The sequence below is a fragment of the Wolbachia endosymbiont (group B) of Chesias legatella genome, assembly GCF_964026945.1.
Taxonomy (GTDB): domain Bacteria; phylum Pseudomonadota; class Alphaproteobacteria; order Rickettsiales; family Anaplasmataceae; genus Wolbachia.
This window is the reverse complement of sequence record NZ_OZ034711.1, coordinates 237,174-263,574: the sequence shown is the minus strand read 5'-3', so window position 1 is coordinate 263,574 and position 26,401 is coordinate 237,174. Positions and strand designations below refer to the sequence as shown.

Here is a 26,401-nt window from a genome sequence, read left to right as displayed (position 1 = left end):
TTATATATTCTTCTTTAAATTCTCTTCTACAAAATCCCAATTGATCAAATGATCAAGAAAAACTTTTATGTAGTCAATTCTGCGATTTTGGCAATCCAAATAGTATGCATGCTCCCATACATCCATAGTAAGTAGTGGCACCTGGCCATAAATTAGCGGTAGATCCGCATTTGGAGTTTTAGTGATTTTGAGTTTTCCTTTTTCAAGCACTAACCACACCCATCCACTGCCAAATTGGCTTACTCCATAATTTGAAAATTCTTCACAAAATTTGTCAAAGCCACCAATATCATCTTGAATTTTTTTTGCTAGAAGACCATCATCTTTAGGCTCACCACCACCATTTTTTTTCATTGAATTCCAATAAAAAGTGTGATTCCAAACTTGTGCTGCATTGTTAAAAATAGGAACTGTATTATTATTTCCATGAACTTTCGTTACTAATTCCTCAATTTCCATATGTTGATAATCTGTGTTTTCAACCAGTTCGTTGAGTTTATTTAAATATCCCTTATGGTGCTTATCATAATGAAAATTCAATGTATTTGCAGATATGTAAGGTTCTAAAGCTGCTTTATCATATGGCAGCTCAGGTAAAGTAAAACTCATGCTGACCTCTTTATTTTCGATGGTATGGTAATATGTGCTTTTGCGCAACAGATAATTTAGTTAGGTAGTGATTACATTTATTCTAAAACAAGCGATATTAGTAAGATAATTATGTTTTTATTTTAGAGGGGTAATATGTTAAATTTATATGATAATTTTAAGAAATATGCTAAGTTTGGAGATGTTCCTACCAAAAGTGTTGGATGTAACAAAATTCCACAAAATAGTTTCTATAAATCCGTTTACCTTATCAACAGTGTTGTTGGGCCAGTGAAAAATGTAGCTCTTGGTAGTTACCAAAATCCTTCTATGATTCAGACTACTACTTTTGCGTTAGCTAGTGTAATTCTGCAACCTTTATATCTAGCATTGGCGTATTTGTCATACCATACGCGTCAAGTTAAGGAAATAAAGGTATGAAAGAGATAGAATAATAAGGTATAAGTTCTCCCAGAAATACTTTTAGTGAGAGAACCAATGAATAAAATAACTAGCTTATCAAAAAAGCTCAAAGAATTTTTTAATGAAAAAGCAGATAAAATCTCAACTACAACAAGGTTTATAAAAAGAAAGAGAAAGCTAAAAGGTTCATCGTTCGTAAAAGCCATGGTCTTGGGTAATATAGGGGTTGATAATTGTAGCGTAGAAACAATGTGTCAATTACTAAACGAGGACTCGATAGATATAACAAAACAAGGTTTGGATTTTAGATTTACTGAAGAAGCAGTGGAATTTATGAAAAGGATGTATAATGAATCTGTGGTTCTCTTCAAAAATATCTTGCAAGTTGATTGCAAAATCTTACAGCAATTTAATAGTGTTAAATTATTGGACAGTAGCTATATTACTCTACCTAACAGTATGGAAGAGATGTATAAAGGTTATGGTACTAGCTACAGTGGCTATGAAAGCAATACTAAGTCTGGAATAAAGTTACAATTAGTTTTCGACTACATGAATCAGATAATAGACCAACTTAATTTAACGGAGGGAGTAAGATCAGACCAGGGATATAGGAAACATTTAAGTAATATATTAAGCAATGATTTGCTAATATCTGATCTCGGTTATTTTGTGTCAAGTTCTTTTAAACAAATCAATGAAATAGGAGCTTATTTCATAAGTCGTTATAAATCCGATACCAACATATATGATGTAGAAACAAATCAAAAAATGGAGTTATTAGAATGTTTAGAGGATAAGTTATTTTTAGAAAACGAGGTATTGTTAGGAAAAGAAGCAAAAATTAGAGTAAGAATTATATGTCAGAAACTAACTGAAGAACAGTCTATGGCCAGAAGAAGGAAAGCTAATAGATTAGCAAGATCGCAGGGATATACATCCTCTAAAAGAAATCAAAAATTGTTGAACTGGTCAATATTTATAACTAATGTTCCAGAAAATAAAATTAGTGCTGAGCAAGTATTAACGATTTACAGAGTAAGGTGGCAAATTGAGTTATTATTTAAATTGTATAAAAGCCATATCAGACTTGATAAGCTAAAAGGAAAGCCATGCAGAGTATTATGTGAACTATATGCTAAATTGTGCGCAATTCTTATATTTCACGGCATAGTTGGTTGCACAGAAGTGAAAAAGAATACAGAACTTAGCTTAACAAAGGCATTTATTGAGCTAAAAAGGCGGGTTAGAGAGTTATTCTTAACATTAAATTGTGTAGTCAGTAAAGTTCAAATTTTCCTCAAAAAACTCATCTCAACCTGGTCAAAATTCTCCTTAAAAGATAAATATAGAAAAACAAGAATATCAACTTTGAGTGCACTAAATTTGTTCATTTTTCCTTAACTTGACGCGTATGATTTGTCATACTGGCCGGCAAAAGGATTAGCGAAAGTAGTAGATAGTTTTGATCTTAAGCGTAACACAAAATCGTTCATAGATTATTCATCCATGTTGTCACATAAGACATGGGACCATAGTAGGGCATTATCTAAATTTGTTAACACAGTTTTGAGTTATGCTGTTAGTGCTGTTATTTGGGCTGCTGCGCTTGTTATTACACCACTAGTTTGGACTATTGATAAAGTAGCAAGTAAGTTTAGTGATGCAAAAAGTGAAGGTGTTGGTAGTCCTTCTTTTTCAAAATAGATAGCCTACCAAGTGCATGTGAAACCATTGTATCTGTGTGGCAAAATAAAGTAGACGAGATAAAGACACCTATAGAAGCAAGAGGATGTCATGCAAGTAGCTGACACTGGCATCCCGATAGAATGTTGGGGAGTGTTAAATAAACCATACGCGTCAAGTTAAGGAAATAAAGGTATGAAAGAGATAGAATAATAAGGTATAAGTTCTCCCAGAAATACTTTTAGTGAGAGAACCAATGAATAAAATAACTAGCTTATCAAAAAAGCTCAAAGAATTTTTTAATGAAAAAGCAGATAAAATCTCAACTACAACAAGGTTTATAAAAAGAAAGAGAAAGCTAAAAGGTTCATCGTTCGTAAAAGCCATGGTCTTGGGTAATATAGGGGTTGATAATTGTAGCGTAGAAACAATGTGTCAATTACTAAACGAGGACTCGATAGATATAACAAAACAAGGTTTGGATTTTAGATTTACTGAAGAAGCAGTGGAATTTATGAAAAGGATGTATAATGAATCTGTGGTTCTCTTCAAAAATATCTTGCAAGTTGATTGCAAAATCTTACAGCAATTTAATAGTGTTAAATTATTGGACAGTAGCTATATTACTCTACCTAACAGTATGGAAGAGATGTATAAAGGTTATGGTACTAGCTACAGTGGCTATGAAAGCAATACTAAGTCTGGAATAAAGTTACAATTAGTTTTCGACTACATGAATCAGATAATAGACCAACTTAATTTAACGGAGGGAGTAAGATCAGACCAGGGATATAGGAAACATTTAAGTAATATATTAAGCAATGATTTGCTAATATCTGATCTCGGTTATTTTGTGTCAAGTTCTTTTAAACAAATCAATGAAATAGGAGCTTATTTCATAAGTCGTTATAAATCCGATACCAACATATATGATGTAGAAACAAATCAAAAAATGGAGTTATTAGAATGTTTAGAGGATAAGTTATTTTTAGAAAACGAGGTATTGTTAGGAAAAGAAGCAAAAATTAGAGTAAGAATTATATGTCAGAAACTAACTGAAGAACAGTCTATGGCCAGAAGAAGGAAAGCTAATAGATTAGCAAGATCGCAGGGATATACATCCTCTAAAAGAAATCAAAAATTGTTGAACTGGTCAATATTTATAACTAATGTTCCAGAAAATAAAATTAGTGCTGAGCAAGTATTAACGATTTACAGAGTAAGGTGGCAAATTGAGTTATTATTTAAATTGTATAAAAGCCATATCAGACTTGATAAGCTAAAAGGAAAGCCATGCAGAGTATTATGTGAACTATATGCTAAATTGTGCGCAATTCTTATATTTCACGGCATAGTTGGTTGCACAGAAGTGAAAAAGAATACAGAACTTAGCTTAACAAAGGCATTTATTGAGCTAAAAAGGCGGGTTAGAGAGTTATTCTTAACATTATAGTATTTTCTAAAATGAATGATAAATTTCCATTATGGTATTACCAACCAAAAGTTGTAAGTCTGTACATTTATACATTAGAGGTCTGAGGCGGCTTTTGATGGTATGCCAACAGTGTTCTATGGGATTCAAATCTGGTGAATATGTTGGAAGATACAGCACATGACAGCCAAAAGACTCTATTAATGATTTTGTTTTAGTGGTCTTATGAAATGTAGCATTATCCATAACTATGGTTGTGCCAAGTGGCAATTTAGGTAATAACATCTTCTCCAACCATATATTGAATACCTCTTTGTCACACCCACCTTTGAAAGTCATTGGTGCAATAAATCTCATTCCAATCCACCCGGCTACTATACTGATTCTCTCTCGAGTTCTCCCTGGAATATCTGCATAAATTTTCTTTCCTCTTGGAGCACGTCCATATTCTCGGTATAACTTATTATCAACTCCTGCTTCATCTATATATAAGATGCTGGAATGGTCTATTTTTGAGATTTTATCAATAAATTGCTGCCTATCTTCTTGATTGCGCTCTTGATATAGTGTGACTTTTTTTTAAAGTAATTTTTAGCTGTTTTAGTCTATACCAAATTGAATTTATTCCAAATCCAAGATTTTGTTTCATCTCTGCCAGAGTATGATCTGGATTCTTTGTAACATATTCTTCGAGTATTTTTGGGTCTATTTTTCGAATAAAGCTACCGTTTTTAGATGGCTTTAGGCTTTCACCAGCAGCTTTCTTTTTTAACCAGCGGTACAGAGTTGCTATTCCTATCTCCATGAGCTCTGCTATCTCAACCTTTGTCTTCCCTTTTTCTATCATCAATACTGCCTTTTCCCTTAAATCCACACTATATGCCATTATAACTCAAATACTTCATTATACCTTTATCATTTACTTTAGGAAATACTATAAATTGTGTAGTCAGTAAAGTTCAAATTTTCCTCAAAAAACTCATCTCAACCTGGTCAAAATTCTCCTTAAAAGATAAATATAGAAAAACAAGAATATCAACTTTGAGTGCACTAAATTTGTTCATTTTTCCTTAACTTGACGCGTATGGTTAAATAAACTGTGTCAAACCTCCATTTTATCAATTTATTACTTTACTTCTCGGTTTGACACAGTTTATTTAACACTCCCTTTCGAGCGAGTTCTTTCAACCGAAATACTACATGCACGTTATCATCATCAATTTCAATGCGTTGAACTAACTTTCTTATTATATCAAGTTTAGTTTCATAGTCTGCTTGATTAAGCTCTCTCAGAGGAAAAACTTTCTACACTGTTTGTGATAAAATCTAATTCTCTCTGTAGCCTCTTTTCATCGATAGCTTCTTCCCTTTGATCTCTGATTCCTTTAACTCCTTTTCCATGCTCTCAACTTCTAAGTCATACTTTTCCTTCGTTATATGACCCCTTGCATATACATAAGCTAATTTTTCTATACCTTGTTCTATTTTATCTGCGCGTTTTTCAATCTCATCCTTTGCCTGCTTATTTTCATATTTTAAAAGTCTAACCTTTGTCATTACCTCTGGTTCTTTGAGTACCATCTTCATTTCTTTCCATACTGCTTCTTCTAGTATATCAACTCGTATTGATTTGCTGTTACACACCCTATTCCCACCAAAACGAATTGATTTTTTCTTTCAGTCCTCGGAAAAATCTTACTTAGCTTAGCTATAGATGTTTACAAAAGAAATTCAAGTGAGTGAAGAAAGAAAAATTATTTTTGCAATACCGTAGGTACGCTCCACAATTATATTGAAGTTTTTATTGCACTCAAAACCTTCATTTTTCCTCATTTCTAGAATTATTAACGCATTATCATTTAACCAGCCTGAGTGAGCTAACTCGTCTAAAGTTGAGTTAACCAGATTGATATTATAAGGTGGGTCCATAAAAACTATATCGCACTTTGAAATAGGTCTTGGTAATCCGTTAGCATTGCAACAAATTAACGTGATATCGTTCGTAATTCCAAAATCTTCTGCTGTTTTTTTAGGCAGTTGCAAATTGTAATAATCTGAATCTACCATGAATGCATGTTTAGCACCTCGAGAAAGTGCTTCAAATGAAAAAGAGCCACTTCCGCAGAATAAATCAAGTACATTTAGGTTATAAATAGGTTTTCTTGAAGAAAGTATACTAAATATTGCTTCTCGGACACTACTCATAGTGGGCCGTGCAGCTAAATTCTTGCCTGTAGTTATTTTTCTTCCACGATATTTACCCGCAATAACACGTAACATATAAAACAAGTTCGAAGTTAACTAATTATTTATAATACACATTTAATGTCAACATAGCTTCAGCAGTCTAATAGAAAGAAGGTTGCTTGTGGAGGAACGCAAGATCAATCGCTTTTCTTTGATTTATTTTCTATACTGATTGCACGACCAATCTCGTCTTGTAAATCATCATGGTTGTTTTTTTCATCATGACCCATCCCTTCAATTCTACTTTCTAACTCTAACTTAATTAAAGTATTGATTTTCTCTATACTATCGAGGAAATTGTGACACTCTTCATCACTATATTCCTCACCAGATGCTTTTTTTTCTATAAATAGACTTTTGAACCCTATTAGATCAGAACTCTGATCGGCATTCAACACAATATTTCTCTCTATAAAACTAAGATCTGATAGTAACAAACTAACCTCTAATAGATCTTCACTTTCAATGTTTGCAAGATTATCAAGATCGTCTAAAATAGAGAACATCTTAAGCTCCTTCTGTGCAATTTCTTTGTCTTCTTTGTCAAATTCTGACGATAGCCCTTTATCATCTATAAGTCTCTCATTCAGAGCTTTATTTAGCTTTGAAAGACTAACATCACCTTGCTTAGTGCTATCTAGTAACAAATCTACCCTCGCTCTGCGCGCATTTAAAACATCATTGTAATCGTTTAACTTGATATTACCATCTTCGTCTTGCTGAAGACCATAATAACTTAGCCCTTTGAAATTACGATTCTTCATCATTCTCTATGTTCTCATTCCTTTCATTATCTTGACGCTCTCTATCTTCTCCGGCACGTATAGCTTCTGTAGTGTTTTTTAGGGTTTCTGGTTCCGTACCTAATTTTCGATTTGATTGATTAGGCTTATTTTCTTTTGATGATTCATCTTCTTCTGGTTCTCTCTTGCGGCCAATAGTGTAGTCATGAAGCTTCTCAAGAAATTCCCGTCTATATGTTTTTGCTCTATAGAGTAGATTATGCTGGTAACCATCCTTTTCTCCTGTAGCAGGGTTAATTCCTATAGAGTCGAGACCATGTTCCCAAGTAAACTTCATAGCATCTTCTATTGTATAGCCCAAATGTGATCCTACATATCCTTTATAATATTCTAAATATTTATCAATTCTTCTATGTGCAATATCTTCTTTATCAATTCCAAACGCCCTGTAGATTTTTTCCTCAAGCTTATCAACATCATTTTTAGGTGATGTTGCAAATTTTGTTGCTTCAATAGTAGCACCTACAAGCTTACGTGGCACATTAATAGAATATTTCAGCACACCCCCAACTCCTGGTATTCTACCTAGCAAATTAGCTGTACCTCCAGCTAATCTGTCCGGTACATGAGTAGCCCAATTACCTAAAGACTCTAGCCCTCCACCAATTTTATCTTGCATCTGTTGTTTTAATCCCTGCATTAAACCAGTCACAGGTGATGCTTGATACATACTAGATATATTGTAAACACCAAACCCACCACCGGCAATGCTTGAGCCCATCTGTTGTACAAACTCCTTCAAAGAAAACATCAAAAACGAAAGCAAGAACAATACAAAGATCTCTCCTGCGTTGATTAAATAACCTCTCTGTATGTCTTGCACCCTTTGGTAATCACTATTTTCTTTATAATTTTTGCAATCCTCACAATCTTTACATTTCTGACAGTATTCACTGTTGGGATCCTTATATAAATCATGAAGTTTCAGTATTCTACAACCTTGTTTTTTTATCGCACTCCGCACTAAAGATCTTATTTCATTAATTATTTCCCTATAACTATTGCATTTATTTATATCTTGACAGTAGCGTTTTATTATTTCACTAACATCACCTATCCTTTTCTCTATATTGTTGATCAGTAATATAATGTCAGCCCTCTCTGATGCATGAGATAAACTATTTGTTAAGCGTACTAGATCTTTTGCACTACAGCCATTACTAACTATCATATCACTTTCCGCAATATAGTGGTCTGCTGGATTATCTTTAGTTCCAGGAATTGGATTAAAGAAAGGATAATCTATATAACGAAAACCTTTATTAATGTAATCTGGTGGAAGAGGGATATATCCAGCGCCACCAGTAAACTTTACTGTACCACCTATTCTGCTTAGTTTTTCTATACCTTCTATATTCTTATCTACGTTCAATGGAGAAGCCTCTCCAATAGCATAAGGTACAAAAATTTGCCCTGGAGTCCAGCTAAAGTATTCTTTATCAATTATACAAAAACCACCAAATACCCATTTTGGAGCACATAACTTTATTTCAAGCCATTTATTATAGCACACAGTAAAGCCTAACTGTTTATAAAAGGTATTCATTATCATCGCAGCAAGTAATGACAGCAGGGTAAATATCATAATTGATTGCAAACAGAAACTAATACAGAATTTTATCCAACCCTCAAATAGACTTTTCAGTGGTGAAAATAAAATAGAGATTAGGAATAGCGGCATTATAGCTACAAGAAAAGCTATACCCATAAAACCAGAAAGGAATATTATGTAAGCATACATACACAGCAGGAAATATAAGACAATCCCTACAAAAATTGCCGGTATCATAAGGAGACTTGCCCACATTTGATAATGTAAAAATGCTGCAAACTTTTTCCAAACAGAGTAAGCAAAAAACTTATTAAACATATCCTCCATGAAGCTAAACAATTTAGCTTCATTTCCTTGAGCAACGTTTGAATTACCTCCGGTGTTCATGTTGGGAGCAAAATTAGTAATTATGCTTATCAATTGTTCAAGACCTTTAACAAATAAAACAAGAAAATGATCATAGAAAAATCTAAAACTTCCAGGAGATATAAGCACTATTACTAGAGTGATTTTCATCATTCTGATGAGCATATCATGCTTAGTTTCTCTTATCATTCCAAAAAGATAAAGAAGCGATGAAATCACTATAAATAGAACAAGCAAGGAAAGAACAAAATTGTGAAAGCTCGTACTTTTTTCAGCTATATTTTGAAATATCGCTTGTGCAGCTGCAGGATCATTGCTATCAAAATGCTTTTTACAATTTTCGTTAATCAATAATACACATTTTAGATAGTTATAAACGTAATCAAAAAATCCAAAGTTACTTGGTTTCTGCACTCCGCTCAAAAATTCAAAAGAGTAGCCACCTGCATTATCTAGATAATATCTATCTAATATCTTTACATATATTTTCCATCCTTTTTCTAACCTCACCTTATTACAATTTCTGTCCTGTAATGTGGTGTTATCTCTGTCTAAAGTAAAAAGCCCACTTCCATCTTCCGCTACGGAATTGTAACCTAGATGTACAGTAGGAGACTCAGGGTTACGCATGGATTTTAAATTTTCGTTAGGACTAGAATCGCTAGGCCTTTTAAATAAAAGATAAGCACCATGGCCGTTAGTAAACCAACATGGAGCACCACGTGATACTGTATTTGCGCTATCATCTTCATTAATGCACTTGCAATTTACAGTGCAACTTGCATTAGGCTTACTTGAAAATTTTTGTATGCTAGGTTTATAATCATTACAAACCAAGTGAAAGTCAGGCAGACTGTTGTCACCTTCCCCTCTTTCAAATTTGGTTGCATATTTTAACTGCTCCAAACTTTCCAAACTATAACTACTTTGAGATTTCTTCTTATTACTATTGCTCCAAGATGTCCATGCACCATTTACTCGTACTACTAAACTATCTCCATTGGTTTCAAATCCAGTATCTTTCCACTTCACCACTTGATTAGAGTGAAAACCATAATTGATTTCTCCGGTTTCAGGATCAATAGGTTCTCCACTTTCACCTTCTGGAAAAAACGCATCATGACCGATTGGAAAATGAGCACCAATTGCAATGGGTTCAGGACCAAAATAATCAGCAGATATACATCTTGGAAAAGGCATATCATTCTTACTACAACCTGTAACCAGAACACAGATTACCAAAATTAATAACCTAAACCAACATTTGCCTAAGCGTGATTGCATACCTAAACTTTTTCCAATACAGAATAAATTTCTAAAACCTTACTTCAAATATCTTTTTAATTAGTTACTCCATATATCTCATCAATCTTCCTTGACTTGTCCTTTTGTTTTATCAGAATCCTTTTGCTTATCTGGCTGGCTTAGTGTTTCAGATTTGCTCATTTCTCTGCCAGCACTCCCTTTCCCATCTGCTTGCTTTGGTGTATCAGGCAATTTAGCTTCAATTTTGCTACGATCTTTACTCATTCCCTGCTTGATGTTATGTATCATATTTTGGGTTCTATCATCAAGGCCAACAGTTGACAGCATAGCTTGTGATGCGCTCCTAGAAATATGACTAACACTTTGAGCAACTCCATAACCAGAGCTGAACAACGCCTGCGCCATAGTTTCTGATATAGAAACAAAAGCTTCCATTGCACTAGCAATGATGAGATATATAAATGCCTGGATTAGATCTATAGGTAATGCTGCAAAGTGCCCACCAGCCCTTTCTCCAGTACTGAGCGCAACATCAACACTAGTACCAGGACTATACCCAAGAGGTAATATTGATTTCATAAGACACAGATCATACGATAAAAAATTTACACTAATTAAGCATTGATAGCATGCAGAAAAATTTGTGAGGTTGTATAGAACTGAATACATTAACTGGTTTAAAAGAGACAAGGATGAAAATAAAATGACTGGTTGCAATGAAACATGAGCCAGCGTTTTTATCCAATTATCAAATAATGTTTTAGTTTGTTGAAATAGAATAAATACGATAAATAAAGGTGCCAATGACAATAAAAATGCCACTAAAACAGTAGATATTACATACTTAAACGTAGCACTAATAATGCATCTTAAAAACACAAAAGTAGCATAAAGTATTGCCAAAAATGCAATAAAGCCAAAAGGTCCTGATAGCATTAAAGACAAAAATTTCAGCCATGTTTCTCCTGTAAATAATACTCCCGCTGTTAAATCTAAGAATGCAAATTTTTTACCTCCTTCTCCTATATAGCCAGAAAAACTATCAACTAAATAAATGCTACCATCAACAAAAAGCCCAGACAAAGTTGTACCAAAGAATTCCCAACTTCTATCACTAAAAGCAAAAGCTATAAATGCTATTTTGAATATTCTTATAATAAAATCGAATTTACTTAATTGTATTGTTCCAAGCATATAGCCAACAACAGTAAATATAACGTATAGAATAAGCAAAGCTCTTATTCCTTGTAGAAGCCCCTTTCTATATCCTTCATATGGAATTTTAATTCCGTCTTCACCCCCGTCTGTTATGAAATCAAAAATCTTGTTTACAGTTGATGAAATAAAATCGTTTATTTTTCTTTTTAAAAATAAATTTACTGTGTATTTGTTATCTTCATAATATTTGCCTTCTTTGTCCGTAATATCATCTTTCTTTACGTTTTCTACATTAATACCAAAGTATATCTTTTTAGACTCTTTATCCTTTAAATGACTTCCATCTATTATGTAATAGTCTACATTATCCTCTGTTATTTTATCTAATTTCTTTACTTTTTTGAAATTATTAGTCTTTCGAGCAGATGGATCTTCTGGCGGGCTATCACCCAAGTACATATACAGTTTTTCACCACTATCGAAGTTACATGATCTAGTCACTGCAACATGATATCCACCTCTATGAAGAAAGTAATTGCCATTGCTTGCTATAGCAAGCATCACACTACTACCAGGTATTATATCTTTTTCATCTATTTTATAATCATGATTTAATTTCAAAGAAAAATGTTCAAAATTATCACCAATTTGCGAACACACATTATCCCCTTTTGCACCCTTTCTCTCTGGAAAACATTGAATACCTTTAGCAGTATTCTGATTATTAAGATCGCCAACTTTTGCAACAAGAGCCTCAGCCCAAGAAATATCTTCTCTGTCCTCTTTGAAGTTTAATTTAGAATTTGATATTAAATTAATGTCAATCTGCTTAGAATCCCTCTTATTTTCTTCAATCTCTTTTAGTTCATCCTCAATACGTTTAAGATGAGAATACATGTCACATGTATTTCTTTTATCATACTTCTCATACCTTATAGAAGAGACGCAATTCTCCCCTATACCTTTTGCGTTGTAACATATATTTTGATAGTAACAATTAAGCTCATAAGAGCTGTACTTGCTTATCTCATTAAAATCACATTTTTTCCCATTACATAATTTATCCAGTCCTATTTTAGTTCGTCGTAAATCTAACAATGCGCCATTTATCCATGAATTTTGAATATAATCCTTATTAAAATGTACCTTATTATCATATGGAGTGTAGCCATTACCAACTAGCACTCTTCTTTCTTCTATGTTCTCTTTATTAATCTTAGGAAATTCTACTTTAGTCCTCTTACCACTTTCTCCACAAAAGAACTTTCCTCCATTGAGCATGTCTTTTATTGTAGCTTTGTCTTTTTTATCATTTTCTTCAGCTCTATAGCAATTGTCATCAAAGCTGATACCTTTCCCTTCCGGATTGTCATAATTAATCGTTATCTTTCTGGGAACTAAGCTAAAGCTTAACTTATCACCAAGATTTGCTTTAATTCCAGTATCTACATAACGTCTATTGCTATAGAATTCATTATTTCCAAAGCCTATATCCCCACATATTTCTCGTTCATCAAGACTAGCATTATCAATTAACTTATTACTGTAATTTGGTATTAAATCATTAGCACAAAATACAGCGGGCACAAGTACTCTCTTTGGATTTTTCCCTTCTTTAAGAGGACAAAAATTTACTGACCCACCAAGAGTAAATTTGATTTTCTCATCCTTGCTAATTACTTGACCAGAATCAACCCAATGAATTTTAACTCCTTCGCCAGCTTCACGAACTGGAACATCTATACTGACACTAGTATTTCTGCTCTGCAACCCAGGTTCAACACAATCCATTGTGCAGCCAGTAATTACAAGACATAGTATCAATAATAATGATTTTCTGCTCATCATTGATTTCCTGTGTTTGTCGGTATTTTAGGTGCTGATCTTTGAGCTGATTGTGGTATTTGAGGTCTTCGACTTGGTGTACCAGATTGCTGACCTGCTCTTCTTTGGATACTTTGTTCATCTAAACCTACTGTTCCCATTAAGCTTTGCTGATATTGCCTTCCTGGTTCGCTTGCTACATAAACACCAAACAACGAATCAGATATTGTTGAAGATGCCTCAACTAAAGCTTTCATGGCATGTCCCAAAATCACAAAAGCCATCATAGCGGTAATATTAGGTACATGTTTGGAAGCATAACCGTAAAAAATACAAGGATTAAAAATCCTTAAGTTAAGATTAAGTATACATGTAGGGCAGACCTCAAAATTAAAGACCGAATACACAATATAATCCATAACCTGGCTTATTAATGATATAAAAATTAAAAGCACTACCGGATGAATTGCAAATCTTGCTAAATTTTTGACCCAATTGTGAAACATCTGTCTAGTATATCCAAATAGAAGGCAAATAATAAAAAGAGGCGCCAAGGAAAGCAATAATGCAACTATTGCTATAGATGTGATAAAAGAAAATAAGGCGTTAAACATCGATAAGCTCACTGTTATCAAACCCCAAATCACCAAGCAAAACGATACAATACCCAAAGGACCAGAGAATATAAGAGATACTATTAGTAACACTGAGTGTGCTGATAAAAACCTATTGAGCGGTAAATCAAGAAATTCAAAAACATTTGATGTTGTACCTCTGAAATTTGCTATTTCTATTAACTGTTTTGGAGCATTAACAAAAATAGAAAATGCATTGTTATAAAAAAAACTCCAACTGTTATCGTTCAGCAATTGGGTAATAACTCCTATCTTTACACATATAATTAAAAATTCATATGTAGAAGCATGAGACAATCCAAAAAAGTAATAAAGGGTATATAAAGTTATATATAACACTAATAACGACACTATTGTGGATCTGATAGTCTTTGTTCTATCTGACGCTACAAAACTTTGATAAAGAGACTTCACGGGACTAGATTCAGAGTGATTCCATTCTGAATTTTTATAACTGGAACCAAAAAATGCAATTTTTACTTTTTCATCAAAAAAATTATATATCGCACTAAAAGTTCTTACAGGTGGCTCTTTAGTTGTAAGGTTAATGCTAAACTGACCTTCATTTTTCTTATAATCACAGCCATGATCTCTTATTCCGTAATATATAGTGCCACTCTTGTCTTTTAGCTTTTCTTTTAATCTTTCCATATACTCAGTATTATGAACTTCACTGATATCCACAGGTATATCCCCCAGAATTTCACCAGGATTGTGCTCAGGAAACTTATCAGAAACATGTATATATAAGTTTTTTGCTAGACTATGGCTCTTTGTGACCCTTATATTATATCCCCCTTTACCAGCATTCTTTTCTTTAGCATTTTTAAGTGTAAATACTAACTCTGTACCTTTATCATAGTTTTCTTTGATCTTATGATCAAAGTTAGTTCGTATACCATCACTCCTTACATATTTAAAACTTTCCTTTCCTCCTATCGACACCTTTAATGATGGAATGTAAGTCTTTATCCTCTTCATTTTCTTTTTTCTTATATCATCCACAGCTCCCTTGGTATTTTTTTCTGTATTTACTTTATCCTTTTCACCATCTGAACTATCGCTGTGTCCTTTAGCTATGTTGCTATCATCTAACACTCCCATTATACCATCTACAGCCTTCTTGATAGCTTCTTCCTTACTTACTTTTCCAACAGCTAGTTCGTTGGCAAGATTTTTAGCTACATTACGTTTATTGCCATCTATAGTATTAGATTCAATTTGCACACAATCTTGACTGGCATAATAACATGTATTCTCACACGCAAGATTTAAAAGGTACGTATCTATCTCAACTTTCTGACTGCTTGAAAGCCTCCTGCAGTCTATATTTTCTCCTTGTTTTATAGAATTAATGATATTTTCAATCTCCTTTTCATCTTGATCAGATTTTACAAAACTTGGATTCCAGTATTCTTTTCCATTCAACCATTTTGCGTTACCTATGATATATTTATTAGGGCATATTTCACCTTGACAATTCTCTTGATTTAAAACATGTGCAAAATACTCCGTCTCTCCTTCACCGCAACTCTCATCAATTTTTTTATAGGTGACCGTGCCATTATCGTTTCTACACATTTTACTTCCAACAACACTAAAGCTTATCGCATCGCCAGCTTTAAGCGCAAACGGTAATGTAACGTTTCTTACTCCAGGTTCAATTACAAAATCTTTATATTGCGAACAAAAATTAACCTTATCAGGTATTATATTAATCTCTGTTACTTTTATTTTATTCGAAATATAGACTCCAGAATCAACCCATTTCTGCTCTGTTGACACTATATCCAATTTCTCACGCAAGCCTGATGAATCTTCTGGCTTAATACACCCGCACCCAGATAATAAAAAGAGTATCACAAAACTTATGCATAGCTTAACCAAGTTTTGGTTGCTCAAATGTTCAAACATCTGTTACTCACCTGCGCTCACTCTCCACCTGGTTTTATAGATTCACTAGAGGAAGATCCCGATCCCTTATTATCATCTCCACCTCCTCCAATAGCTCCTCTTGCCTTATTTACAGCCGCAGCAGCAACTTGACCAGCACCTCCAGCAGCAGCTTTGGCAGCAGATAAAGCTTTATTCACCATTTGTGCAGGAGTGCTACCTGAACCAAGTGCTGCCCTGTGATTACCAGCAAGCTCAGCAGCCATGCCGGGAAGAACGTTTAAAAAGTGGTAAAAGAGGAATAATACTAAACACAATTTTAATAATTCTCCGATTAGAGAGCTGCCAAACTCCATATATGTAAAGTCGAATAGACCAAGTATGCTGCTCTTTTTAAAGCTATAATTTTGCATCATACATGCGAGAGTAGTTTCATTTTTATCACATTCCCCATCTTTCAATTTAAACCACTGTTTTTTCTTACTATATGAGATTTCTGCTTGTTTCTTTTCATATGACTTGTCTGGTTGTTCATTTTTATATGACTCGTCCAGTTTAAAATTTAAATTTTTAAAATAGATTTTATCACATGCTATGAACATAAAGGATAAAAACGCAAAAAGGATAACCGGGTATAAGCTATAGGTAATCAACTCTTTCACCCAGCCGTCAAAATATCCTTTGGTGTGTTGGAATAAAACCATAGGAATAAACAAAGGTGATAGAATAACAATTACACTTAAAGCAACTAGAGATAAAATAAATACATAGCACATCCACAAAATAACCATCATCAGCAAAATGGCCATAAATATACAGACAAGAGCTACTAAAATTTGTCCACCAGCGAAAATAATACCAATCACCGAACCTGCAACTAACAAGACAGGAGCAGCGCCAAGCAAAACCGCTAACGTTGCAACACCTCCAGTACCAATTTTGCCACCAATTCCATCTAAAGGGGCACCTAAATAAAATAAAATTCTGCAATCAAGCCTATCCCAAGGTGCAAGATAACTGTAGGATACCTTCTGCCCTGCACGATCGTATTCATAATCTTTACCTGCCTCATAATTACATATATTTTTACTCTCAGATGAAGCTTTAAGCACTATTTCTGATAAGCCGTTCGAAAGTTTTGTTAATTCCCCGTAATAATGAGACATAGTGCTACCTGTCGTAAAGTAAATCACTAAAGCGAATTTAATGATCAACATGTACATTTCTTGTGGACTACGCATTCCACCAGACATGGCTTTTATAGAGAACAATATCAAAGCTAAAATTAAGATAGCAGTAACAGTGTTCTTCAGTCTTTTTTGTGCTACAGACAAAAAACTACCCTTAGCATGTCCATTTTTGTCTGTAAGTAAGTTACCACTTGAATCAATACCTGCCACTAAATTATCTAACGACTCCTTAATACATTGCACTATCATAGAAGTTATAGGAATAGGAGATAATGACTTACTTCCCGCTTGATTGTAGCAAGCTTCAGAGACATACGAGCTAAAACAGCTTTTATTGTCATAACCTACAAAAATTTTTCCCCCTCCTTTCTTTTCCCTTATAATAGTTTTGTAATCTTTGTCCTTATTTTTAGAATCATTAAGATCTTCCTCATATTCACCTGTACCATCTTTATTTTTGAATTTCATCACAGATTTTTCACACATAGGAGCAAGTGGGTCAGGTGGCAATTCCGTGCACCCCATATCAACCCCTTGCGGCCAAGGAGTCATTTCGATACCAAGCATTCTCACACTTGCTAACTCCACACATAATCTGCCCATTTTTTTCACTGCTTTAAATGTTGATCCATGTATGGGTTCGCTCTGTCCTGCTTTGAGAACTTTACATTTCAGCTCACCATCGACCGTCGGGGACCATGACCCATCTACATATCCAGTATCTTTTTCCCTTACATCAAAGTCTATGTATCCAGGTTTTTCTCTGGAATCAAAGTCTTTCTTGTTAAAAAGATTACCAAAAGTTAAAGGATTTCGATGACATATTTCTATATATTCACTGTATTGCACACCGTTTTTTGGCCAGTAATAACTTTCTGTACTCTCCTGAACGTTAGAATTTAAGGCTTCTTTTTCTGCTCTTTTCCCGTCATAGTCTTTTTTGTTCACGTTTTCCCGAGCTTTATCTTGCAAACAAGAAAAATATTCATCTTCTGTTTGGTAATTTTTATTGGTGCAGCCATTATAACCTGTGTCTTCTTTAAAATTTTTGTATGTTCCATCATGACCACGTGCAACTGGGTGTTTAACAAAACTATGTTCACAAACAACAAGCCCCCCTATTGCTTTCCAGACTCCAACAATTGCAGCTATCATTCCAACGATAACAAGAGCAGTAAATAAACCAGCAGAAGAGACAATCAAAACAATACCAGTAAATATTGCACCAATAGCAATTGCTATCCCAGCAACTGCTGCAGCTGTTTTAAACGCCTTACAGTCAGGATTAGAGGCACGGCTAAAGCTACCAGTAGAATTAAATCTGCTAACAAATTCCGTTTTGTCAGTACCACTTACTGTATCTGCAAACACTGGATAAGAGAGCAAAAAATCTATATTTAACAAAAATATCGCAACTAACAGTAATGACAGTTTAGTTTTAAACATTTTTCACCTTTTGATAAAACACAGGCAACCACATCTTTGGATCATCTCCGACTTCTTTCAGTATATCATATAACAATAGAACACTTTCCGCACGTCCAGATAACACGTTGACCACATCATCCAAATCTTTCAGATCTATTCTAGCTACTACAGCATTAACTCCCTGCTTTACTAAAAAGAATCTAGTACTTGGATCTGTGTGTTTGATCAGTATGTACTCACGTTCAGTTAACATAAAAACATCTCGATAGACACTAGTAGCTTTCAGATTTGGCAAAAAAATTTGTGTTGCTGTCTGCTGTACAAGCGTATCACTAATAGCACTTTTACTTGCATCTTCAACACTCTGAGTAGCAAAAACTACAAAAGCATTTAACTTTCTCAGCACTTTCAACCAGTCTTTTATCTTAGGTGCAAAAACTGGATTATCTATTAACGCCCATGCTTCATCAAGAACAATAATAGATGGAGTGCCATCAAGCGATATACTAATCCTATGAAACAAATAAATCAAGACCGGCCCAAGAGCAACAGGATCTTTTAGCAAGCTAGCCATTTCAAAGCCAAACACTCTTGCTTTTGAAAAATCTAGCAAATCTTCTTTATTGTCAAATATTGCAGCATGAGAGCCATCATCATGCCACATAGATATTGCTCCAGCTAGAGTATCAGGGCCCGCAAGTCCTAAAAATGGTACAAGATTTCTCAAAAATCTGTCTTCTTTTTTTAATTTAAAATTTCCCTCAATTGCATCATTAATTCTAGCAATATCTTCTGAAGTGAATTTATCGTTGTACACTAAAATTAAAGATTTTATCCATTCCATCAAAAATGTTTTATTATCAGGAGTATCGTCAAGTTGCAGAGGATTAAAATTTGTCTTAGTTCTTGGTTCTATTATAGTATAGATACCACCAAGTGCTCTTAAAAAAATTTCTGCACCGCGATCTTTATCAAAAAAGAATATTCTTGGAGAAAATTTCATTGCTTGAGCACATAAAAAATTCATTAAAACAGTTTTGCCAGCACCTGTTGGCCCAATTATCATAGTATGTCCAACATCCCTTATATGAAAGTTGAAGAAAAATGGAGTGCCAGATGTTGTATCAAAAACTGTAACAGCATCTCCCCAGTGGTTATTGAATTTTTTACCAGTAGGATAATTATGTTGAGATGCAAAACCGGCCAAATTAAGACTACTTATTGTACCTTTTCTTACTATATAATCAAAATTACCAGGAATTTGCGCCCAAAATGCTGGTTCTAGATTAACCCTCTCACGAACAGGATAAACACCACAATTAGAAAGCTCCGATTCAACCAATGATAAAGCATTGTCCAATGATTTAGGGCTTTTTTCTATACATAAGATAGTTAAATGGTGTTCACCAAACGCAATTTTACCACTCATTGCATCATCAAGCGCATGAGAAATTTCTGCTATTTGAGAAATAGCTTTATCTGCAGATTGTATCATACGATTTTGCTGTATCTGCATTTTCGCAATTGCCATTTGCCTATTTGTAAATTGAAAAGACTGCGTGATAATAAATTCATAAGGAAGTTGTAAAAAAGAATCAAGCATTCCTGCGGAAGTATTATTTCCATATTCTTTGATACTAACTATTCCAGCATATTTACTTTCATTATGAGTCACAACCTGTATCATCTTATGACCAAAAAATAACCTATGAACTGGTAAGTATCTTGATATTTCAGTTTTTAGTGGAAAAAGCGTATTTGTAACAAAGCCACAATTTACAATTCTAGACAGAAACTCCATTATTTCACAAAACAGTCCGTTTGGAGTTTCTTTTACTCCAAGGACTTTAGGCGAATAATTCCTAAGGCTTGTTACTATACGATTTGTCGTTTCCTCTAAATCTTCATAGGTATCACGCATATCACTTTCCCAAGCATGTTTTGAAGTTACATGCCCAAATTTTTTCAGTAGATGTGATAAAAATTCTACTCCCTTTGTATCTGCCCTACGAATAATCGTAATGTATAAATCATTAATAAAAGATTGCCTAGTTGCGTGTTTTTCTCTCCATTTTAGATTTACATGGTTAGCAAAAAAATTTGGTAAACTCTGGTTTGCAAATTCATCAGAAAAGATATTCTTCTTACGCCTGATGGTATGAAAGTACAAACTAAATGCTGGAGATGAAATGCTTCTTAGCATCTGATTTCTGATATTATTTTGTATCACCAAGTCTTCATCATCGGCCGTTTCAAACGCAAAGCCATTTAATTTTATAAATTTAACTAACCAATTCTGCTTTGTTATCAAGGTTGTACTATTCCAATAGCAAGAATAAGGTATAAATTCGGCAGCGTGAACCTCTCTACTTAGAATAGATTTATTCTTTGATTGAATAGCTCTAAATCTCAACATTGCATAACATCAAGTAATGTCATAAGAATTGGCTCCATGATAAAACCGATTTAAACATTTGGAACATTTTCCCAACTTTACCATAAATAACTCAATAAACAACGGTTCCTTTGCAGAAGCTATATAGCCAAGTCCATGTATACCTGGTAACATCAGGAGAATTACTCTAAGATCATTTGTATTAATGAAAATTAGCATGCAAATTAGAACGTTTAATATTGCAAACATATAACTCACACCAAAGAGCATTGCAGGTCTTGTAAGACCTTTAAATAATTGATTCGTTTGTATGCTGCCAGTAGACATATCTTTAACCTTCTAATAAGAGCTCTAACACTAATACTACATCATTAATTAAAAATCTATTGAAATGAATAGTACTTTAGGTAAGATAATTAATTTAAATTCAATGATTATAAGCTGGCCATTTCAAGAAGCAGAAAAAATACTACAAGAATTCCCTAATAAAAAAGAGATAATATTTGAAACTGGTTATGGTCCCTCGGGTTTACCACATATTGGTACTTTTGGGGAAGTGTTTCGTACCACAGTTATTGCAAACGCTCTAAAAAAAATAGCTCCTAGTATAAAAACCAAAATCATTGCAGTTTCCGACGATATGGATGGTTTGCGAAAAATACCAGATAATGTACCAAATCAGGAAATGCTAAGAGAGAATCTGAACAAGCCATTAACCATGATACCTGACCCATTTGGCACTCATGAGAGTTATGGTCATCACATGAATTCGTTGTTGTGTAAATTTCTTGATTTGTTTGGATTTGAATACGAATTTAGGAGTGCAACAGAGTGTTATAAATCTGGTGTTTACGATGAAAAACTTTTACTCCTGCTGAAAAATTATGATAAAGTGATGGACGTAATGCTTCCATCATTTCGGGAAGAAAGGCAGCAGACTTACAGTCCATTCTTGCCGATATGCCCAAAAACTTCCCAAGTTTTACAAGTTCCAGTAATTGAAACAAATACAGATAAAGGAACAATCACGTATGAAGACCCAAACGGGGAAAAAATAGAAGTTCCAGTGACAAAAGGAAAATGTAAACTGCAATGGAAACCTGATTGGGGGATGAGGTGGGCTGCATTCGGAGTTAATTACGAAGCTCATGGAAAGGATTTGACTCCATCTGCTGTGCTTTCAAGTCAAATATGTAAAATACTTGGAGAAAAGCCACCGCTTTTGTTTTGCTATGAGTTATTTCTTGATAAAGAAGGAAAGAAGATATCAAAATCAAAAGGAAATGGTATTTCAATTGAGGAGTGGCTAACTTATGCACCCACAGAGAGTTTAGCGTTATACATCTTTCAGAGTCCTAAAAAAGCTAAACGTTTATATTTTGATGTGATACCAAAATCAACTGATGAATATTTAGAGTTTGCTAAGCGTTACAATGAGAGTGAAGAAAAGGATGTAAATAGCCCTGTATGGCACATCCACCAGGGTAAAGTTCCAAACGTAGAAACTTCAGGCATAAATTTTTCGTTACTTTTAAACCTGGCAGCAGCTTGTAATGCTGAAAATAAAGAGATTCTTTGGGGTTTTATATCAACTTATGCACCAAACGTTACACCAGAAAGCAACAAAATGCTAGATAGGCTTTCGGATTTTGCAGTTAGGTATTATCACGACTTTATCAAGCCAACAAAAGCGTATAAAGCTTCAAACGAAAAAGAGAAAGAAGCGTTACTAGATTTAAAGAACAACCTACATTCCCTGCCTATTACAGCCACTGCTGAAGAGATTCAATCTCAGGTTTTCTCCATCGGAAAAAAACATAATTACAATAACTTACGCGATTGGTTTCAGTTTTTGTATGAAACATTACTTGGCCAAAAAACCGGTCCTAGAATGGGATCTTTTATAAAGCTTTATGGGATAGATAATACAATCTCTCTTATAGAAAGTGCTACTGAACGTACACTTTAGAGTTTACTTCTTTCATTTGAGCTCTCTAGTTTTATTACTTGACAAACCTTCCCACTTTCCTTATTATACCAATAAAGGTATTTATCCTTGTTTTTGGGCTCAACGACAAAATTCAGTAAAAAACTCAGATATTTATTGGCAAATTACATAAAATTATAGCAGCTTTTTTTATTTTTTCTACATTCAGCCAAATCACGCTTGTTAGCACATTATCAATTTAAATTATTAAAACTCGCTATATGGGGATTCTTTTGTCTTTTTTTATTTAGTAAATTTCTTAATATTTACAACTAAAGTAATTTTAGAGAGCCAGCGCGTGACCAACCTGGTCAGTTTTCTGAATCCCAGTACTGGAATAACAAGAAAGAGGGCGCTGGGATGACACCATTTGCTGTCTTCAAAATGAATGTTAATACACCTAGGATGTTTAAACCTTAATTCTGTTTTGGTGTTAAGCAAGGTATCTAGATACCTTGCTAAATAAGAAAACTTGGAGAAAAGGAAGAAGAGACTTCTTCCTTCTACTTAACTACACTGTTACACTTGACTGTGAAGAAACTTCTGATCGTACATCAACTCCATTTAGCTGATTACCAGGACTTGACTTTGCTTGTGCAATAGCCTCCTTTAACTCATTACAAGGCTTATACACTTCATATATAATACCACCAGCAACAAGTCCTGTGAGTACAGCAGCAGCCACAGCTATACCAATTAAAGCCAATATTGGTAATGCAACACCAGCAGCAAAACATCCACCACCAACTGCTAATGCAGCTACAACACCACAAACACTACCAATCATTATTGATTTATTAGTAGTTTTTACTATATTTTCTTCAGTTCTAGGCACGCTACTTTCAGACACTAAAGGCTTTTCATTACTTTCACAATTAGACATGCTATTTGCAAGTCTTTCTAGCCAATTATCAATTTTAGTTTCTTGCCCTTCATCTTGCCCTTCATCTTGCTCTTGACTTTTTAATGTTTTTAAAATCTCCTGAAGTCTTTGACGATCATTTCCTTCTACACGAGCAAAAACTTCTTCTAACATATTATTATCTTCACTTGCTTCTAAAATAACTTTGATTTTTTTCTCACAATTATTGAAATGCATAGCATAGGCAAGCGGTGTTAGATTACACTCTGTACCACCTGGTAACTTTTTAGTTATATTTGCAGTAGTAAGAACTTTTCCTTTATCTTCACTTGCTTCTAAAATAACTTTGATTATTTCCTCAAAATTACTGAAATGCATAGCATAGGCAAGCGGTGTTAGCTCATACTCTTCACCACCTGATAAATTTGTAGTTATATTTGCAGTAGTAAGAACTTTTTCTTTATCTTCAATTTCTTCTAAAATAACTTTGATTATTTCCTCAAAATTATTGAAAGCCATAGCATAGCCAAGCAGTGTTAGATTATACTCTGCACCACCTGGTAACTTTTTAGTTATATTTGCAGTAGTAAGAACTTTTTCTTTATCTTCAATTTCTTCTAAAATAACTTTGATTTTTTCCTTAAAATTATTGCAATTCATAGCATAGGCAAGCGGTGTTAGATTATACTCTGTACCACCTGGTAAACTTTCAGTTATATTTGCAGTAGTAAGAACTTTTTCTTTATCTTCACTTGCTTCTAAAATAACTTTGATTTTTTCCTCACAATTACTGAAATGCATAGCACAGGCAAGCGGTGTTAGCTTATACTCTGCACCACCTGGTAACTTTTTAGTTATATTTGCAGTAGTAAGAACTTTTTCTTTATCTTCAATTTCTTCTAAAATAACTTTGATTATTTCCTCAAAATTACTGAAATGCATAGCATAGGCAAGCGGTGTTAGATTATACTTTGTACCACCTGGTAAACTTTCAGTTATATTTGCAGTAGTAAGAACTTTTTCTTTATCTTCAATTTTTTCTAAAATAACTTTGATTGTTTCCTTAAAATTACTGAAATGCATAGCATAGGCAAGCGGTGTTAGATTATACTCCGTATCATCTGATAACCCTTTAGGTATATTTGCAGTAGTAAGAACTTCTTTTAATATCTCTGCTTCTTTAATTTCTTCAAGAATAGGAGTAATATTTTTTTTACTTTCTATCGCATCCTTTAACCGATCATATAATTTCTTTTGTTCCGCTGTGAAATCTTCATACTTTGTCATATCAAACTCTCCTATATAATATACTTTAATTATTATATACTTAAGCAATAAAGTCAAGAATTTAATTAACTATCATAAACACTCAAGCAAGAAAAAGGGGCTTTTGTGCGAGCGTTATTAATCTTCAGTTTAATAGGATAAGATTCGTCAACGTTTCTGTAAGTATCTTCTATATAGAAGAGTTGCTACCAATAAAGCCTAAGCTGACCAAATACATTTCTGTAGATTCAGATCTACTTGATTTTGGTTTGAAGTATCTTACTGTTTTAAACATTTTTTTTAGCTCATTGCAGAAATCTTTATCAGACTCTCCTTGAAAAATTTTTACTACAAATTTGCCATCATGATTCAAAAAATGCTTTGCAAAATTGAGCGCTGCTTCGCATAAAAGCATAATTCTGATATGATCTAACGATTTTAAACCGCAAGATTCTGGTGCCATATCAGATAAAATTACATCAAATTTGTGATCCTTGAATTTTTCTCTTAAAATTTCAAGTTCGCTGATAATATCACACTGTATACACTCTACTCCACTAATTGCGTTTATTGGTTTTATGTCAACAGCAATCACACTCGCTCCTTTCTTAGATGCAACTTGTGACCATCCACCAGGAAAAGCGCCAAGATCAATAATTTTTTGCCCTTGTTGGAGTAGTTTAAATTTATCGTCTATTTCTATTAACTTATATGCCGAGCGCGATCTATAACCGTCCTTATTGGTTTTTTGCACATACTGATCATTCAAATGGCGATGTAGCCATCTTGTTGAAGATAACTTTCTACCTCTAGCTGTTTTTACTCTGGTCTTTATACTAATAACCTACTTATTATTGATTATATCTTTGAGCTCTTTTTCAACTACTTCTTTTACCAATGCATGTAGATACTTATTCAGCCACTCTGAAAGCTGAGGTTTTAAAAGAGATACAACTAATTCTTCAACAGTAAGATCCGCTCTTTTTTGTTGTTTATGCCGTAGTTCGCTTTGCATCTTTTCAAGCAATGTTTTAATTTCCTCCATATTTTCTTTTAAAACTAAATGCTCGTTACTTTGTTCTTGATAGCTCACTTTGTTATTACTCATTTGGATATTATCATACAAATTTTTCTCTTCTGAGTTGTAACTATGGCTGTTAGATTGATTATTGTTAAAAGCTATTTTCTCACTTTGGCAATCGTTCTCTTCTTCACTATTTTCCTTTTTATCATCAACATCTTTTTCAATTTCTTCTAGGTATTCCTCTTCAAGGCATAATACGTCATCATCTTCATCTATTATTTCTGCTCTATCGCCACTTGGATTTTTACCCGATATAGCTTTTTTTATATCTTCTAGGATATCTTTTACAGATTGATTATCGCTCATACCATTAAAT

The 26,401-nt window shown here is 33.8% G+C and carries 19 protein-coding genes and 1 pseudogene; 5 read left to right on the top strand and 15 right to left on the bottom strand.

All coding sequences use genetic code 11. The features are described from left to right. The gene (locus AAGD65_RS01245) at nt 1–609 is read right to left on the bottom strand and encodes a superoxide dismutase (protein WP_264375731.1); all 609 of its coding nucleotides are present in this window, start codon (nt 607–609) and stop codon (nt 1–3) included. A gap of 135 nt (nt 610–744) precedes the next feature. On the opposite strand from AAGD65_RS01245, the gene AAGD65_RS01240 reads away from it, so the two are divergent. The 4 genes and pseudogenes from AAGD65_RS01240 to AAGD65_RS01225 form a co-directional block, all read left to right on the top strand. After that, nucleotides 745–1,029 carry a hypothetical protein gene (locus tag AAGD65_RS01240; protein WP_341810954.1) on the top strand — a complete coding sequence of 95 codons (285 nt, stop codon included), beginning with the start codon at nt 745–747 and terminating at the stop codon, nt 1,027–1,029. 57 nt (nt 1,030–1,086) lie between these two features. Beyond that, complete coding sequence (locus AAGD65_RS01235) at nt 1,087–2,415, top strand: IS4 family transposase (RefSeq protein ID WP_264682442.1); 1,329 nt, start codon at nt 1,087–1,089, stop codon at nt 2,413–2,415. A gap of 15 nt (nt 2,416–2,430) precedes the next feature. Then, entirely contained in the window at nt 2,431–2,718 is a 288-nt protein-coding gene (locus AAGD65_RS01230; RefSeq protein WP_341810953.1) for a hypothetical protein, read from the top strand. A gap of 235 nt (nt 2,719–2,953) precedes the next feature. Beyond that, nucleotides 2,954–4,147: pseudogene (locus AAGD65_RS01225) on the top strand (IS4-like element ISWen1 family transposase); the annotation flags it as partial. A 9-nt stretch (nt 4,148–4,156) separates the two neighbouring features. Here AAGD65_RS01225 and AAGD65_RS01220 read toward each other — a convergent pair. From AAGD65_RS01220 to AAGD65_RS01170, 11 genes are all read right to left on the bottom strand, one after another. After that, a complete protein-coding gene (locus AAGD65_RS01220; RefSeq protein WP_252154099.1) occupies nt 4,157–4,639 on the bottom strand; it encodes an IS630 family transposase in 483 nt (160 codons plus the stop codon). A gap of 28 nt (nt 4,640–4,667) precedes the next feature. Then, nucleotides 4,668–5,015 (bottom strand): transposase, encoded by a 348-nt coding sequence (locus tag AAGD65_RS01215; RefSeq protein WP_264336399.1) that lies wholly within the window; start codon nt 5,013–5,015, stop codon nt 4,668–4,670. A 440-nt stretch (nt 5,016–5,455) separates the two neighbouring features. Next, nucleotides 5,456–5,773: a hypothetical protein gene (locus AAGD65_RS01210; protein ID WP_264682973.1), complete on the bottom strand. Its 318-nt coding sequence runs from the start codon at nt 5,771–5,773 to the stop codon at nt 5,456–5,458. 87 nt (nt 5,774–5,860) lie between these two features. Then, the gene (gene rsmD / locus AAGD65_RS01205; protein WP_007302024.1) at nt 5,861–6,409 is read right to left on the bottom strand and encodes a 16S rRNA (guanine(966)-N(2))-methyltransferase RsmD; all 549 of its coding nucleotides are present in this window, start codon (nt 6,407–6,409) and stop codon (nt 5,861–5,863) included. Between the two features lie 104 nt (nt 6,410–6,513). Next, nucleotides 6,514–7,143: a hypothetical protein gene (locus AAGD65_RS01200; RefSeq protein ID WP_064085846.1), complete on the bottom strand. Its 630-nt coding sequence runs from the start codon at nt 7,141–7,143 to the stop codon at nt 6,514–6,516. Beyond that, the gene (locus tag AAGD65_RS01195; protein ID WP_264682972.1) at nt 7,127–10,381 is read right to left on the bottom strand and encodes a type IV secretion system protein; all 3,255 of its coding nucleotides are present in this window, start codon (nt 10,379–10,381) and stop codon (nt 7,127–7,129) included. The genes AAGD65_RS01200 and AAGD65_RS01195 overlap by 17 nt, the downstream gene beginning before the upstream one ends. 81 nt (nt 10,382–10,462) lie before the next feature. Then, the gene (locus AAGD65_RS01190) at nt 10,463–13,369 is read right to left on the bottom strand and encodes a type IV secretion system protein (RefSeq protein ID WP_264682971.1); all 2,907 of its coding nucleotides are present in this window, start codon (nt 13,367–13,369) and stop codon (nt 10,463–10,465) included. Then, entirely contained in the window at nt 13,366–15,894 is a 2,529-nt protein-coding gene (locus AAGD65_RS01185) for a type IV secretion system protein (protein ID WP_264682970.1), read from the bottom strand. Before AAGD65_RS01185 ends, AAGD65_RS01190 begins: the two co-directional genes overlap by 4 nt. 17 nt (nt 15,895–15,911) lie before the next feature. Next, a complete protein-coding gene (locus tag AAGD65_RS01180) occupies nt 15,912–18,509 on the bottom strand; it encodes a type IV secretion system protein (protein WP_264682969.1) in 2,598 nt (865 codons plus the stop codon). Next, entirely contained in the window at nt 18,502–20,907 is a 2,406-nt protein-coding gene (locus AAGD65_RS01175; protein ID WP_010402460.1) for a VirB4 family type IV secretion/conjugal transfer ATPase, read from the bottom strand. The genes AAGD65_RS01180 and AAGD65_RS01175 overlap by 8 nt, the downstream gene beginning before the upstream one ends. A gap of 9 nt (nt 20,908–20,916) precedes the next feature. Next, on the bottom strand, nt 20,917–21,213 hold the full coding sequence (locus tag AAGD65_RS01170; RefSeq protein ID WP_006015054.1) for a type IV secretion system protein VirB3: 297 nt from the start codon (nt 21,211–21,213) through the stop codon (nt 20,917–20,919). Nucleotides 21,214–21,277: 64 nt separating this feature from the next. Between AAGD65_RS01170 and AAGD65_RS01165 the strand changes: the two genes are divergently transcribed. Continuing rightward, entirely contained in the window at nt 21,278–22,855 is a 1,578-nt protein-coding gene (locus AAGD65_RS01165) for a lysine--tRNA ligase (RefSeq protein WP_341810952.1), read from the top strand. A 529-nt stretch (nt 22,856–23,384) separates the two neighbouring features. Here AAGD65_RS01165 and AAGD65_RS01160 read toward each other — a convergent pair. From AAGD65_RS01160 to AAGD65_RS01150, 3 genes are all read right to left on the bottom strand, one after another. Further along, entirely contained in the window at nt 23,385–25,022 is a 1,638-nt protein-coding gene (locus tag AAGD65_RS01160) for an SLC41A family transporter (protein ID WP_264682967.1), read from the bottom strand. A gap of 169 nt (nt 25,023–25,191) precedes the next feature. Then, nucleotides 25,192–25,770: an RlmE family RNA methyltransferase gene (locus tag AAGD65_RS01155; protein WP_064085440.1), complete on the bottom strand. Its 579-nt coding sequence runs from the start codon at nt 25,768–25,770 to the stop codon at nt 25,192–25,194. A gap of 75 nt (nt 25,771–25,845) precedes the next feature. After that, the gene (locus AAGD65_RS01150; protein ID WP_264682966.1) at nt 25,846–26,391 is read right to left on the bottom strand and encodes a PopZ family protein; all 546 of its coding nucleotides are present in this window, start codon (nt 26,389–26,391) and stop codon (nt 25,846–25,848) included. Nucleotides 26,392–26,401: the final 10 nt, after the last annotated feature.